Annotated in this window: 14 protein-coding genes; 5 read left to right on the top strand and 9 right to left on the bottom strand. The window is 63.0% G+C overall.

Annotated elements, in window-relative coordinates; all coding sequences use genetic code 11:
- On the bottom strand, positions 1-456 hold the full coding sequence (gene acpS / locus V7D81_RS00340) for a holo-ACP synthase (RefSeq protein ID WP_324313718.1): 456 nt from the start codon (positions 454-456) through the stop codon (positions 1-3).
- A 142-nt stretch (positions 457-598) separates the two neighbouring features.
- A complete protein-coding gene (locus V7D81_RS00345) occupies positions 599-1,591 on the bottom strand; it encodes a flavin reductase (RefSeq protein ID WP_324313719.1) in 993 nt (330 codons plus the stop codon).
- A 295-nt stretch (positions 1,592-1,886) separates the two neighbouring features.
- On the opposite strand from V7D81_RS00345, the gene V7D81_RS00350 reads away from it, so the two are divergent.
- Positions 1,887-2,426 carry a PEP-CTERM sorting domain-containing protein gene (locus tag V7D81_RS00350; protein WP_324313721.1) on the top strand — a complete coding sequence of 180 codons (540 nt, stop codon included), beginning with the start codon at positions 1,887-1,889 and terminating at the stop codon, positions 2,424-2,426.
- Between the two features lie 131 nt (positions 2,427-2,557).
- Here V7D81_RS00350 and V7D81_RS00355 read toward each other — a convergent pair whose 3' ends face one another.
- From V7D81_RS00355 to galE, 4 genes are all read right to left on the bottom strand, one after another.
- Positions 2,558-3,895 carry a sigma 54-interacting transcriptional regulator gene (locus V7D81_RS00355; protein WP_324313722.1) on the bottom strand — a complete coding sequence of 446 codons (1,338 nt, stop codon included), beginning with the start codon at positions 3,893-3,895 and terminating at the stop codon, positions 2,558-2,560.
- Positions 3,864-4,520: a hypothetical protein gene (locus V7D81_RS00360; RefSeq protein ID WP_324313723.1), complete on the bottom strand. Its 657-nt coding sequence runs from the start codon at positions 4,518-4,520 to the stop codon at positions 3,864-3,866. Before V7D81_RS00360 ends, V7D81_RS00355 begins: the two co-directional genes overlap by 32 nt.
- 82 nt (positions 4,521-4,602) lie before the next feature.
- Positions 4,603-6,057 (bottom strand): sensor histidine kinase, encoded by a 1,455-nt coding sequence (locus tag V7D81_RS00365; protein WP_324313724.1) that lies wholly within the window; start codon positions 6,055-6,057, stop codon positions 4,603-4,605.
- 133 nt (positions 6,058-6,190) lie between these two features.
- On the bottom strand, positions 6,191-7,186 hold the full coding sequence (gene galE / locus V7D81_RS00370; protein ID WP_324313725.1) for a UDP-glucose 4-epimerase GalE: 996 nt from the start codon (positions 7,184-7,186) through the stop codon (positions 6,191-6,193).
- 111 nt (positions 7,187-7,297) lie between these two features.
- Between galE and V7D81_RS00375 the strand changes: the two genes are divergently transcribed.
- The gene (locus V7D81_RS00375) at positions 7,298-8,284 is read left to right on the top strand and encodes a serine/threonine protein kinase (RefSeq protein ID WP_324313726.1); all 987 of its coding nucleotides are present in this window, start codon (positions 7,298-7,300) and stop codon (positions 8,282-8,284) included.
- Between the two features lie 185 nt (positions 8,285-8,469).
- Here the strand turns inward: V7D81_RS00375 and V7D81_RS00380 are convergent, their stop codons facing one another.
- Genes V7D81_RS00380 through V7D81_RS00390 form a run of 3 tightly spaced genes read right to left on the bottom strand, consistent with a single transcriptional unit; the run spans position 8,470 to position 9,084 of the window.
- Entirely contained in the window at positions 8,470-8,607 is a 138-nt protein-coding gene (locus V7D81_RS00380) for a hypothetical protein (RefSeq protein ID WP_324313727.1), read from the bottom strand.
- A 30-nt stretch (positions 8,608-8,637) separates the two neighbouring features.
- The gene (locus V7D81_RS00385; protein ID WP_324313728.1) at positions 8,638-8,838 is read right to left on the bottom strand and encodes a hypothetical protein; all 201 of its coding nucleotides are present in this window, start codon (positions 8,836-8,838) and stop codon (positions 8,638-8,640) included.
- 39 nt (positions 8,839-8,877) lie between these two features.
- Complete coding sequence (locus V7D81_RS00390; RefSeq protein WP_324313729.1) at positions 8,878-9,084, bottom strand: hypothetical protein; 207 nt, start codon at positions 9,082-9,084, stop codon at positions 8,878-8,880.
- Positions 9,085-9,166: 82 nt separating this feature from the next.
- Between V7D81_RS00390 and V7D81_RS00395 the strand changes: the two genes are divergently transcribed.
- The 3 genes from V7D81_RS00395 to typA all read left to right on the top strand — a co-directional run bounded on the left by V7D81_RS00395 (position 9,167) and on the right by typA (position 13,496).
- Entirely contained in the window at positions 9,167-10,789 is a 1,623-nt protein-coding gene (locus V7D81_RS00395; protein WP_324313730.1) for a hypothetical protein, read from the top strand.
- A gap of 2 nt (positions 10,790-10,791) precedes the next feature.
- Complete coding sequence (locus V7D81_RS00400) at positions 10,792-11,424, top strand: hypothetical protein (RefSeq protein ID WP_324313731.1); 633 nt, start codon at positions 10,792-10,794, stop codon at positions 11,422-11,424.
- Positions 11,425-11,663: 239 nt separating this feature from the next.
- The gene (gene typA, locus V7D81_RS00405) at positions 11,664-13,496 is read left to right on the top strand and encodes a translational GTPase TypA (RefSeq protein WP_324313733.1); all 1,833 of its coding nucleotides are present in this window, start codon (positions 11,664-11,666) and stop codon (positions 13,494-13,496) included.
- Positions 13,497-13,813 lie beyond the last annotated feature (317 nt).

The raw sequence follows: 13,813 nt of genomic DNA on the forward strand, positions 1-13,813 counted from the left end.
TTAGGAAAATACGGGGAGATCGTCGTGCACTTCGCTGGACATGGTTCTCTGGGCCACGACGATAGCGGTCGCCAAATCACCCTCATGGCTGAGGCTCAGTGCCAGTTCATAGGTGCCCGCGCGTTCCGCGGCGCGTTGTGCTGCGCCATTCAGGCGCAGCGAGCAGTCGCCGGAGGGTTGCCGCGCAACCTCAAGATCTGTCCAGGCAATACCTTCGTCAGCTAGCTGTAATGCCTTCATCGCCGCTTCCTTGGCGGCGAATCGGGCTGCCAGCCGTTCGTTCCGGCAAGCGGGGGACGAAGCCGCGTAGGCAATTTCCTGGGATGTGAAAATTCTGGTCAAGAAGCGTTCGCCGAATCTCTCGACTGATTCCGCAATATGGCTCACCCGGACGAGGTCGATCCCTACCCGCAGGTTTGCGGGTGCAGAAGGATGGATAACTCGGGTGGGTAGCATGGATGAGGTTTGGGCCGAAACTGTTGGGCACGCATTGTCCGGATTGGAGCCTGCAAGCTCAAGGAACTTACGGGTACGTATTGTCAAGTACGGGGAGGCGCTGCCGCTGTGAACTGAAGCCGGGTTTGCGAGCAACGCGGGGCTATTCGAGATCAGAAGCGTTGCTGGGCTGAATGGCTGATGGGCTAGTATCCGAGTCTAGGATGATCTGACGCAGAGATCGTTTGAGGAACTGAGTCTCGCCCACGTCCAGATTGCGTTCGGCGTGAGCTTCCGCAGCTTTTGCGGCCGAGACCAGTTCGATCACGATCGATCGGCCAGACTCGGTCAATTCCACCTGCGCATGGGGGTCATAATGGCCATGAAGGCGTACCAGTCCGGCAGCGGCCAGGCCGGCCACCAGTTCGTAATTCACATCCTTACCGGTATATGAAAGCAGTTGCTGCAATTCGTGGAGGGTGCGGCGGTTGGAGACTCCCAGCAGGCTCAGCACGAACCACCCCGCTTCGGTCAGGTCATGTCGCTGGAGTTCCCTGCGCACTTGCAGGAACAACTGATGGTGAGCGCGTCCCAGAAGATAGATCAGAAAGTCTTGGCTGAAACTGCTATCGGGTTCGATTCCCAGTGGCTTCTGATCGGTCGGATTTTCCGCATGCACTGCATGGGCATAGCGACCCGCATGGAATACAAGCGGCCGGCGAGGCGAGTGATCGAAAGACTCAACCTGCCCGACGAAGATCATATGATCGCCACCCTCGTAGCGAAAGGCGGTGCGACATTGAAATCGGGCGGAGCAATCCCGCAGCAGCGGCACTTCGCCCAGCCCGCGATCTATCGGCAGGTTCGCGAACTTATCTGCCGATGCGCGCGAGAAGCGCGTCGACATCGATTCCTGGTCAGACGCAAGGATGTGGACGGCAAAGAAATCGGTGCTCATGAAAACCGGCAGGGCCCGGGAAGTTCTCGCCAGGCTCCACAAGATCATTGGCGGGTCGAGCGACACCGAGTTGAAGCTGTTGGCGGTCAGTCCGACATCTGATCCTTCGGAAGAGCGTGCAGTGACAACGGTAACGCCGGTGGCGAACGAGCCTAAAGCGCTGCGAAATGAACGGGCGTAGGTAGGATCGGATTGCATGATTCGAACTGTGGATGCGTCCGCGGGGTGTGGCAAGGCTTGGCTTGTGGGGGTGCCATAGCCACTCGCGAAGGCACTAAGCCGTTTTGAAAACGCACTTCATCTCATCGGCTACATAAATCCTCCTGTCGAAACTGCTGACACATTGCGTCCCCATGACCGTGTGGGTTGCAGGCGAGTACCAGTAACGGATTGTTCTTGCAATGATTAATACTGATGGCACGAATCGTGCTTTATTTTTGCCATGGATGCTGCAGTCGACTGCGCGACGGTTAAAGAAACCCGGAGTGAATCAATGAAAAAGCTGGTTATGGGTGTACTGGGATCGATGCTACTGGCGCTTCCTGGCCTGAGCGCGGCGGTTCCAATGAACTGGACTTACTCCGGAACGTGCTCTTGGGGCAACTGCGAAGACGTGCCTTCGATCGCGGGTTCCCTCTGGGCGGATCCTCAGAGCTATGGTTCGGGTAACGAGATCAACGAGTACGCGCTCTTTGGTGACCTGATCGGCTATACGTTCACCGTCGGTGAATACTCGTTCAGCGGTACGGCCGGCCTCGGCACTTACTACCTAGATTCGGCTGGCAACATTACCGGTGGCTCGATGATCTTCGCCAACTTGTTCGCTCTCGAGTTCCTGGATGTGGGCGGCGCCACCTGGTCGATTCTCGACACAGATTGCCGTCTGTTCAGCTGCCGTGAGAATGAAGCCGGTGGTTCGGGTGCTTATACCAACACCTCCGTTTCGGTTCCGGAGCCAGGTACGCTCGGCCTGTTCGGTCTTGCCCTTCTCGGCGCGGGTCTTGGAACTCGTCGCAGAAAGATTGCCAAGTAAGCAGCGTTGGTTCCCGCCTGGATGATGTTCATCCGGATGATGTGAAATGAAGAAAGCCCCTCATTCGAGGGGCTTTCTGTTTTTGTCGGGTCTCGGCTTCTGTGAGGCCCTGAGTTTGGCGGGCTGAAGTTCTACCGCTGCTTGAAATCCTCCGGCGTCAACTGATGCCGGGCCAACAGCTTGTAGAAGTCCGTTCTGTTTCTTTTCGCCAGCCGCGCCGCCTGGCTCACATTCCCACCGGTAATCTGCAGGATCTGCGACAGATACGTCCGCGTGAAATCGTCCCGCGCCTCATCAAAGGAGGGCAGGCGGGTCGGACCACCGCCCAATGCAGCCTGTACCAGCTCGGCGCTCATGATCGGACTGGTCGCGAGTGCGACGTTCTGGCGGACAACGTTCTCGAGCTGACGGACATTCCCAGGCCAGTCCGCGCTCACGAGCACTTCAACAGCCTCCGGCGCATAGATATGCCGCGGCAACCCCGTTTCCTGCGCGATCTTCTCCAGGAAATGCGACACCAGCAGCGGGATGTCCTCACGACGCTTGTTCAGCGACGGCATCTCGATGTGGACGACGTTGAGGCGGTAGTACAGATCCTCGCGGAAATGCCCGCCCATGATGAGCTGCTTCAGATCGCGATGCGTCGCCGAGATGATGCGCACGTTGACCGTGATCGCATCGGTGCTGCCGACCGGGCGCACCTGGTTCTCCTGCAGCACGCGCAGCAGCTTCACCTGCAGGCGCATCGGCATGTCGCCGATTTCATCGAGCATGAGCGTGCCGCCGTCGGCCGCCTGGAACAGGCCGCGGTGTTCGCGGATCGCGCCGGTGAAGGCGCCTTTGACGTGGCCGAACAGTTCGCTTTCGAGCAAGTTCTCGGCCATCGCGCTGCAGTTGATCGCGACGAACGGACGGTTGCGACGCGGGCTGGCCTTGTGGATGGCGCGCGCGAGCAGTTCCTTGCCCGTGCCGCTTTCGCCCGTGATCATGACGCGGGCGTCGGTGCCGGCGACCATGTGGGCCTGCGCGAGGCGTTCTTCCATCACGGCGCTGCGCGTGACGATTTCGCTGCGCCAGTCTTCGGCGGTATCGGCGAAGCCGGAAACCTTGAGGGCCTTCTGCACCTGGTCGAGCAGTTCCTGCTTGTCGACCGGCTTGGTCAGGAAGGCGAAGGCGCCGCTCTGAGTCGCCTGCACCGCATCGGGAATCGTGCCGTGGGCAGTGAGGATGATGATGCGCAGGCCGGGGGCGCGCGTATGGATTCCCTTCAGCAGTCCGATGCCGTCCATCTGATCCATGCGCAGGTCGGTGAGTACGAGATCGGGACGCACGCGGGCGAGTGCGGCGAGTGCAGACGATGCGCTCTCGACGGCTTCGACGTCGTAGTTCTCGGCGCGCAGACGGATCGTGAGCAGCCGCAGCAGCCCGGGATCGTCGTCAACGACTAGTAGACGGGCTTTGCGTTTCACTGTTTGCGAGGTCGCGATTGCCAGGGGGCGAGGTACTGCGTTCACTGAGATCTTTCTCGATTTCCTTGATGGCTTCCAGCTTCTGCTGGGTCTCGGCCAAGGCACGACGCAAACGGGCGTTTTCCTCGATCTGCGCCTGGACTCGTTTGTCCGAGTTTGCCTGCGAGCGGCCGCGATCGTCGAGTGTCGCTAGCAACCGACGATTCTCGGCTTCCAGCTTCAATCGGGCGTTGGTCTCGTGGATCAACACCAGTGCCAATGTACGTTCCGCCGGCGTCATTCGTTCCGGCGTGGCCAGCAAGGTTTCGAGCAGTTTCTTGCCCTCTGCGGGTTTCGCAGCGGGATGATCGGGCGTGACGAGCGCGGCGGCATATCGCAGCGTATTTGTCGTCGTCGGCGCGCGTGTGTATTCGCGTTCGACTTCGTAGAACACATCCGCCTGTCGTGCGGGGTCCGAACTCGCGAGGCCCTGCATCGTGTCGAGATACGGGCTGAGCGTGTCTTCCGCGGCGGGAATCACGTTCGCGGGCGGCTGCGGTTCCTGCCGCAGCATCGGAAGTTCGCAGCCGGCGACGCATACGCAGGCAACACCGATGGCAGCCCAGCGGCTGCTGCGGACGATCATCCTTGTCGAGAACAAATTGCGACGCCTGCTGTTCATTATCCGTTGTCGACTATCCTGGCCGCGGTCGCTGCACCGGGCGCAATCACAATGTCGTACCTTCCAGCGTCGGTGCGAGCGGCAGGCGGACGCGAAAGTGCGCGCCGGGAAACACGCCATCGACGATCTCGATCGAGCCGCCGTGGGCCTGCACGAATTCATTGACCACTGAAAGTCCGATGCCGGTTCCCTTCAAATGTCCCGCGATGGGCGTTCGTCCGGAATAGAACGCCTGAAAGATCGCTCCGCGTTCGTCGCGGGAAATGCCCGGTCCCGTGTCGCCCACATCCAGCACGAGCAGATCGTCGTCCGCTTTCGCGTGGATGTAGATGTTACCGCCGCGCGGGCTGTATTTGAGCGCGTTCGACAACAGATTATCCAGGATCAGTTTCAGTTTGGCCCGGTCGGCACGCAGCTCGATGTCCTGGACCTTGAGTTCCAGATGCACCCGTTGCGCCAGCAACGTCAGCTGATGCGTTTCCAGCACCGACTTGACCATCGGCCGCAAGCGGAACTCGCTGATCTCGATTCCGGTGTGCCGCGCCTGCCAGGCACTGAACGACAGCAGGTTTTCGATGAGCTGCTGCAGCTTGATGCTGTTGTCGCGCAGGATCGTGGTGACCTCGCGCTGGGCGCTGTCCAGCTCTCCGACCGCGCCGTCCATCAGCAGTTCAGTGCCTTCGCGGATGTTCGCCAGCGGGGTCTTGAGCTCATGGGACATGTGGCGCAGGAAACGGTTGCGTTCCTGCGCGATTTCCAGCAAGCGCATGCGCAGCCATTCCAGCTGCCGGCCGAGATCGGTGAGGTCCGTCGGACCGCGCACCGCGATCGCCTTCGAGAACGTGCCCTTGCCCAGCTGGCTGATCGCCTGGTCGATCTGCCGGATCGGACGCATCAGGACGAACGTGAACATGGCGACCAGCAGCGCCGTCAGCAGGATCAGTCCGGCGGACAGCCAGAACAGATAGCGCTCGGTCTCCGCGGTGGAGGCCTGCATGCGTTGCAGGCCGGTTTCGATCTGCTCGCCCGTGGCATTGGAAAGCTCGAAGGTGGCCTGCCACATCGGCGCGATGGATTCGACCGCTTCGCGCACCTGTTCCGGTGTCGCCGGCGTCAGCGACAGGAATGCGCTGTCGATCCGCCGCAGCCCACTGCGCAGCGTCTGGATATGGGTCTGCCTGACCGGATCGTCGGCCACGCTCTCGATATTGGTCAGCGTGACCAGCAGTCGCTCGCGGCTGTCCCGGTAGACCTGCAGCAGGGCAGGGTCGTTGAGTACCTGGTACAGCTTCGCACCGCGTTCCATCGAGGCGAGCTGCTGGAACAGCTGCTGGGAATAGTGCGTCGCTTCCACCCCGTTGCGGACCAGGCTGGCGCTCTCTTCCGACAGGCTGCGGACCTTGGCGGCACCGATCACCACCGCCAGCAGCAATGGCGCGGAGACCAGCGCAAAGCCGGTCAGCATCAGGCTGCTCAGCGATTTGGGGCGGGGAAAGCGCATGAGCCGGATTCTAGTCCGGGACGAAGGCGGACGGCTGAGCTTGTGGGTGTCGGCATCAGCTGTAGGTCAGGCTTTAGCCTGACGTTCCCCAAGAGGCCGGCTGAAGCCGGCCCCACAGGAAGATCAAAGAAGGCTAGTTCTTCTGCAATCCCGGCTCCGCCAGCAACCGCTTTTCCCAGTCGAGCTGTGACCGGACGATGACTTCGAGATCGTCATACTTCGGTACCCAGCCGAGCACTTCGCGCACGCGCTGGGCCCGAGCCACCAGGCTGGGCGGATCGCCGGCACGGCGGGGCATTTCGACGACCTTGATCGGCTGGCCGTGCTGTTCGTTCACGGTTGAAATCACTTCGCGCACGCTATAACCGTGGCCGTAGCCGCAGTTCAGGGTGCGCGAATCGCCGCCGGCGCGCAGGTAGTCCAGGGCCTTGAGATGGGCGCTGGCCAGGTCCTCGACATGGATGTAGTCGCGCACGCCCGTGCCGTCCTTGGTGGGGTAGTCGGTACCGAAGACCGACAGATGCGGGCGCTTGCCGCTGGCGGTTTCACACGCGACCTTGGTGGGCAGCGTGCCTCTGGTGGGCGACTGGCCGATGCGGCCGGCAGGATCGCTGCCCGCCACATTGAAATAGCGCAGTACCACGTAGCGCAGGGCGCTGGCGGCCGCGAGATCGCGCAGCATCCACTCGCTCATGAGCTTCGAAGTGCCGTACGGATTGATCGGCTGCGTCGGGCTGTCTTCGGAGGCGATGCCGCCTTCCGGGATGCCATACACCGCAGCGGTCGAGGAGAACACGAAGTGCTTCACGCCCGCGGCTTCGCAGCATTGCAGCAGGCTGCGCGTCGAGCAGGTGTTGTTGCCGTAGTACTTCAGGGGATTCGACACGGACTCCGGCACGATGGTGTGTGCCGCGAAGTGCATGACGGTTTCGATGCTGTTTTCTCGCAGCAGGCGCGAAACGAGTTCGCGGTCGCCCGTGTCGCCGACCACCAACGATCCGCTCAATACCGCCGAACGGAAACCCGTGGAAAGATTGTCGAGCACGACGACACGTTCGCCGCGCTCGCCGAGCTGACGTACGACGTGACTGCCGATGTAGCCGGCGCCGCCGGTAACGAGAATGGTCATGAAAGGCCCGCTGGATGAAAAGTTGGGGACACGAAGTAATGCAAGACTAACGTGGATATCATGATCGCCGAAATCGCCACGCTTGTTGAACGACCTCTCACTCCCGCGCCGATGCCACGCCCCGATCCCCATCCCTACGACCGATTGACGCCCGACGCCATCATTGCCGCCGTGGAATCGCTGGGCCGCATTTCCGACCGGCGCATCCTCGCGCTCAATAGTTACGAGAATCGCGTCTACCAGGTCGGCATCGAGGGCGGCTCGCCGATCATCGTGAAGTTCTACCGCCCCGAGCGCTGGACCACCGAGGCGATCTACGAAGAGCATGGCTTTGCGCTCGAACTGGCGGCCGCCGAAATACCGGTCGTACCGCCGCAGGTGCGCAACGGCAAAACGCTGTTCACGTATGAAAGTTTCCGCTTCGCGATCTTCGAGCGTCGCGGCGGTCGCTGGCCTGAACTGGGCTCGCGCACCGAGCGCGAGTGGATGGGGCGTTTTCTCGGCCGCATGCACATGGTCGGCCGGCGCCAGCGCTTCCGTCATCGCGGCCGCATCAGCATCGAAACGCTTGGGGTCGATTCGCGCAACTACCTGCTCGAGAACCGCTGGATTCCGCCGCACCTGGAGTCCGCGTACGACTCGCTGACCTCCGATCTGCTGGAGCACATCGAAAATGCATTCGACGATGCGCGCGGCGCGGCCGAAATCCGCCTGCACGGCGACTGTCATCGCGGCAACGTGCTGTGGACGGACGACGGCCCGCACTTCGTCGATCTCGACGACTGCCTGATGGGACCTGCGATCCAGGATCTGTGGATGCTCATCGCCGGCAACCGTGCCGAGATGAGCGAGCAGTTGGCGCAGCTGCTGAACGGCTACGCACAGTTTGCAACATTCGATACGCGTGAACTGGTTCTGGTCGAAAGCCTGCGCACGCTGCGCATGATCCACTATGCCGCCTGGCTGGCGCGCCGCTGGACCGACCCGGCCTTTCCGCAGGCGTTTCCCTGGTTCCAGGAGCCGCGCTACTGGGAAACCCACGTGCTGCAGTTGCGGGAGCAACTGGCAGCCATTGCCGAAGGCCCGCTGATTCTTTAGCGGGCGCCGCGGAACTGTTCGATTTCAACGCGGCACCGGGCTGTGCTAGCGTCCCGGGCCGCTACTGGAGCACCCAGAACCACCATGATCGAGCTTCGCGTCGCCCATCGCTGTCTTGCCCTCGCAATGCTGCTGGGTCTGTCGGCTTGCGGTGGCAGCGGAGGGGATGACAATCCTTCGCCAGCTCAGCCGACGGTGACGCTGGCAGCCAGTCCGACCTCGATCGATTCGGGCCAGTCATCCACGATGACCTGGTCGAGCACCCATGCGACGAATTGCACGGCTTCCGGCGGCTGGACCGGAACGAAAGCCGCGTCGGGCACGGAGCAGGTGACACCCGCGGCGACGGCAACCTACACGCTGACCTGTACCGGTTCGGGCGGCTCGGCTGCGCAATCGGTGACGGTGACGGTCGATTCCATTTTCTTGCCGGTGCTCACGCTCACGGCAAATCCGACGACGATCACCGGAGGCAGTGCTGCGACGCTGACCTGGTCGAGCACCAGCGTAACGAGCTGCACGGCTTCGGACGGATGGGCCGGAGCGAAGGCCACATCGGGAACGGAGCAGGTGACACCCGCGGCGACGACGACTTACACGCTGAGCTGCACCGGTTCGGGTGGATCGGTTTCGCGATCAGCGACGGTGACGGTCGTCAATCCGCCGCCGACGTTGACGCTGACCGCGAGCGATCCTCTCGTGGCGGCGTCAGGTGCGGCCATGCTCACGTGGACGAGCACGAACGCATCGACCTGCACGGCCTCCGGCGGCTGGTCCGGATCGAAAGCGACCTCCGGCACCGAGTCGACGGGTGCGCTGACGGCAGCGACGACATTTACGCTCGAATGTGCGGGGCCCGGCGGTTCAGCGACTGGATCAACGGTGGTCAGCGTGGCCGCAGCGGGCAACACCGTCGTGCGCGGTCGCATCCAGTTCGAACGCCCGCCTTTCACCGCCGTCGCCGGTCAGGGATTGAACTTCGCCAACCCGGTGATCTCGCCGGCGCGACAGGCCGTGGTCGAGGCGATCAACAATGCAAGCTCGCGGACGCGCATCGCCGCCACGACGACCGATGCAAACGGCAGCTACTGGCTGGAGGTGCCGCAGAACACGCAGATGGTCGTCAGCGCGCGCGCGGAAATGATCAGCAGCGGTTCGGCGCCCACCTGGACCTTCCGCGTCCTCAACAACACGAACAACGGCGCGCTGTATGTTCTGGACGGTGCGGGTTTCGACAGCGGCACTGCCACCGTCACGCGCGATATGCTGGCTACGACCGGCTGGGGCGGCACGGGCTATACCGGTACGCGAGCCGCCGCCCCGTTTGCGATTCTGGATACGGTCTATCGCACCAGGGAACTGATCCTGAGCGCCGTACCGACGACCGCGTTCCCCGCGCTGAACCTCTACTGGAGTCCGGACAATCGAACGACGGTGAGTTCGGCGGCGAACTGGTTCTGCACGACCAACGGCAACATCGGCACGACCTTCTACACCAACGGCGCCCTCGCACTCGATTCCGGCAACTGCACGCCCCAGGTGGCGCTGCCGGCGGGTATCTACGTTCTGGGTGACTACGCCGGCGGCGCAGGCGACACCGACGAATTCGATCAGCACGTCATCGCGCATGAGTTCGGGCACTACATCGAAGACCGCTTCTCGCGATCGGATTCGATCGGCGGAGACCACGGCGCCGGCGACCGGCTCGATCTCCGCGTCGCCTTCGGCGAGGGTTGGGGCAATGCCTATTCCGGCATGACGCTGAATGATCCGGTCTACCGCGATTCCCACGACGGGGTTTCCGCCGATTTCCAGTTCAACATGGAATCCGACAGCGCCGATGCAGAAGGCTGGTACTCGGAATCATCGGTGCACGAAATCCTCTGGGATCTCTTCGACTCGACGAACGACGGCGCCGACACCCTTTCGCTCGGCTTCGCGCCGCTCTATTCGGTCATGACCGGCGCACAGCGCACGACCGAGGCGCTGACCAGCATCTACACCTTCGCTGCGGGATTGCGCGCGCTTTCCAGCTCGACGCAGATTTCGGGGCTCAATGCATTGCTCACGGGTGAATCGATTTCCGCATCGGCAGACGCCTTCGGCAGCGGCGAAACGAACACGGGTGGCATCTCGACCGCGACGCCCATCTATACCGACATCTCCCGCAACCAGCCGCTCAGCATCTGCAGCAGCAGCGACGAGAACGATGGCAAGAAACTCGGCGCTCGCCGCTTCCTGCGGCTGACGCTGGCATCGGCGACGGCACTGGGTATATCCGTGCAGGGCGCCGTAGGGCCCGGTGCGCCGGCCAACGGTCAGCCCGCCTCCGATCCGGACATCTATGTCTACAGCCGCGGCGAACTCATCGAGGCAGGCACCTCGACCGGTTCGTCGGAGACGCTGCCGCAGCGCGTGTATCCGGCTGGCGTGAACATTCTCGAAGTGCACGACTACGTCGGCGGCGTGGTGCCGCACTGCATGACCATTTCCATATCCGGATGACCATGAACGCACAGCACGAAATCAGCGCGCACTGGATGAAGCACGCACGACACCTCTGCTGCATCGCTGCCCTGGCGATGCTGAGCGCCTGCGGTTCAGAACCGGAACCGCCGCCGCCCGCGACCCCGGCTGCCGCCCCGGTTCAAGCAGCGCAGCCGCAACCGGCTGCCGAGGCACCGGCCGATCCCACCGAAAAAATGGCGCGTGCCGTGGGCAACGGCAAGCCCGGCGCGGCTGTCGACATCAAGTATGAGTTTGCGGCCCGGCCCGAACCCGGCAAGCCGGTCGAACTCGAAGTCGTCCTGATCCCGAGCGCCGGGGTCGATTCCATGACGGCGAAGTTCAGCGGCATGGACGGCATCACCCTGGCAGGCGACCTGACCGTGGATTACGCCAGCGTGACGGCGAAGGAGCCCTACAAGCACTCGGTTTCGGTGCTGGCCGACCGGGCGGGGGTGTTCTACGTCACCGTTTCCGTCGACACGGCAATCAGCGGGGCGACGCTGGGGCGGACGTTTGCGATTCCGTTCGTGTCCGGAACCCCACAGGTCACCCAGCAGAAAGCCAGCGTTCCGGCGACGGATTCGACCGGGCAGCCGGTGGAGCCGATGAAGGCGGAGGAGACGACCCGGTAAGGCCCGTCGGGCTTCTCCTTGCATTCCTGTGGGGCCGGCTTCAGCCGGCCTCTGCCTGTGGGTCAGGCTTCAGCCTGACTTCAAAGGCCGGCTGAAGCCGGCCCCACAGGAAGAAGCCGCTTCGGGGCCCGTCCCAGCCCGAAAGCAGGGTTCGCGCCCCACGGACCCGCATCGACCCCCTGATACTGGGCCGGTTCTTCCTATACCATGCGCGGCCTTTTTCCCCCTGCGCCGCGTCCATGTCCATCTCCAAGCTACGCAATATCGCGATCATTGCCCACGTCGACCATGGCAAGACCACGCTGGTCGACAAGCTCCTGCAGCAGTCCGGCACCCTCGACGCGCGCAAGGCCTCGCCTGAACGCGTGATGGATTCGAACGCGCTGGAACGCGAGCGCGGCATCACCATCCTGGCCAAGAACACTGCGGTGCGCTGGCAGGACTACCGCATCAACATCGTCGATACGCCCGGACACGCCGACTTCGGCGGCGAAGTCGAGCGCGTGCTGTCGATGGTCGACTGCGTGCTGCTGCTGGTCGACGCGGTCGACGGGCCGATGCCGCAGACCCGCTTCGTCACCCAGAAAGCCTTCGCGCACGGCCTGCGCCCGATCGTCGTCATCAACAAGATCGACCGCGACGAGGCTCGCCCCAACTGGGTGCTGGACCAGACCTTCGACCTCTTCGACAAGCTCGGCGCCAACGAACAGCAGCTCGACTTCCCGGTGGTCTATGCCTCCGCGCTCAAAGGCTTCGCCGGCAACGATCCGAAGCAGCTCGCGCAGGACATGACGCCGCTGTTCGAAGCCATCGTGAAGCACTGCCCGCCGCCCGCTGTCGACGTCGACGGGCCGCTGCAGCTGCAGGTCAGCCAGCTCGACTATTCGAGCTATGTCGGCGCGATCGGCATCGGCCGCATCAAGCGCGGCAGGATCCGCCGCAACAGCCCCGTCACAGTCATCGATCGCGAAGGCAAGGCGCGCAACGAACGCATCATCCAGGTGCTGGGATTCCTGGGGCTGGATCGGGTCGAGGTCGATGAGGCCAGCGCCGGCGACATCGTCGCCTTCGCCGGCATCGAACATCCCGAGATTTCCGACACCATCTGCGATCCGGCCAGACCCGAAGCCTTGCCGGCGCTGATCGTCGATGAGCCGACCATCAGCATGACGTTCGAGGTCAACACCTCGCCGTTCTGCGGCAAGGAAGGCAAGTACGTCACCAGCCGCCAGATCCGCGAACGCCTGCAGCGCGAAGTGCTGCACAACGTGGCGCTGCGCGTCGAAGATACCGAGGACCCGGACAAGTTCCGCGTCTTCGGCCGCGGCGAACTGCACCTGGGCGTGCTGCTGGAAAACATGCGTCGCGAAGGCTACGAGCTGGCCGTGTCGCGCCCGCGCGCGGTCGTGAAGGAAATCGAAGGCCAGCTCTGCGAGCCGTACGAACAGCTCACCGTCGATCTCGACGACACCTCGCAGGGCGCCGTGATGCAGGCGCTCGGCGAGCGCGGCGCGCAGCTCACGGGCATGCATGCCGACGGCAAGGGGCGCGTGCGCCTCGACTACACGATCCCGTCGCGCGGCCTGATCGGCTTCCAGACCGACTTCCGTACGCTCACGTCCGGCACGGGCCTGATGCACCACATCTTCGATCACTTCGCGCCCGTGCTCGATCGCGACATCGGCCAGCGCCAGAACGGCGTGCTGATCGCCAACTCGCAGGGCAAGGCGCTGGCGTACGCGCTGTTCAGCCTGCAGGAACGCGGCAAGCTGATGATCGGTCACGGCGACGAGGTGTACGAAGGGCAAGTCATCGGCATCCACAGCCGCGACAACGATCTCGTCGTGAACCCGCTCAAGGGCAAGAAGCTCACCAACATCCGCGCCGCCGGCAAGGACGAAAACGTCGTGCTGGTCCCGCCGATCCGCTACACGCTGGAGCAGGCGATGGAGTTCATCGGCGACGATGAACTGGTCGAAGTGACGCCGACGGCGATCCGCCTGCGCAAACGCTTCCTCAAGGAACACGAGCGCAAGCGCAGCGGCAAGGCGGCGGAAGAGGCGGATGAGTAGTCCGGCCTCTGCCTGCGGGTCAGGCTTGTAGGTCAGGCTTTAGCCTGACTCCTTGGAAAGGCCGGCTGAAGCCGGCCCCACAGCCGGAAGGCCGGCTAAAGCCGGCCCCACAGCCGGAAGGCCGGCTGAAGCCGGCCCCACAGGAAGAAAGTCTCCTATCTATCTGCCGCCCAAGGATTTTCTGACGCCCGCCATCGATCCCCTCCGGCTGCGTCGAATCCTCAGAATGTCGCGATAACCCCCCGTCGCGATTGCAAAAATCTTCCAGCTTTCACATAAATCGCGAGCCATTTCACACTTGGCCCGCGCGCGCCGAC

Source organism: Povalibacter sp. (assembly GCF_036735925.1).
Lineage (GTDB): Bacteria > Pseudomonadota > Gammaproteobacteria > Steroidobacterales > Steroidobacteraceae > Steroidobacter.

What these genes read in the sequence shown, in the direction of transcription:
- typA (WP_324313733.1), top strand. Translation starts at nt 11,664, where the DNA reads ATGTCCATCTCCAAGCTACGCAATATCGCGATCATTGCCCACGTCGAC.
- V7D81_RS00375 (WP_324313726.1), top strand. Translation starts at nt 7,298, where the DNA reads ATGCCACGCCCCGATCCCCATCCCTACGACCGATTGACGCCCGACGCC.
- galE (WP_324313725.1), bottom strand. Translation starts at nt 7,186, where the DNA reads ATGACCATTCTCGTTACCGGCGGCGCCGGCTACATCGGCAGTCACGTC.
- V7D81_RS00345 (WP_324313719.1), bottom strand. Translation starts at nt 1,591, where the DNA reads ATGCAATCCGATCCTACCTACGCCCGTTCATTTCGCAGCGCTTTAGGC.
- V7D81_RS00400 (WP_324313731.1), top strand. Translation starts at nt 10,792, where the DNA reads ATGAACGCACAGCACGAAATCAGCGCGCACTGGATGAAGCACGCACGA.
- V7D81_RS00350 (WP_324313721.1), top strand. Translation starts at nt 1,887, where the DNA reads ATGAAAAAGCTGGTTATGGGTGTACTGGGATCGATGCTACTGGCGCTT.
- V7D81_RS00360 (WP_324313723.1), bottom strand. Translation starts at nt 4,520, where the DNA reads ATGATCGTCCGCAGCAGCCGCTGGGCTGCCATCGGTGTTGCCTGCGTA.
- acpS (WP_324313718.1), bottom strand. Translation starts at nt 456, where the DNA reads ATGCTACCCACCCGAGTTATCCATCCTTCTGCACCCGCAAACCTGCGG.
- V7D81_RS00365 (WP_324313724.1), bottom strand. Translation starts at nt 6,057, where the DNA reads ATGCGCTTTCCCCGCCCCAAATCGCTGAGCAGCCTGATGCTGACCGGC.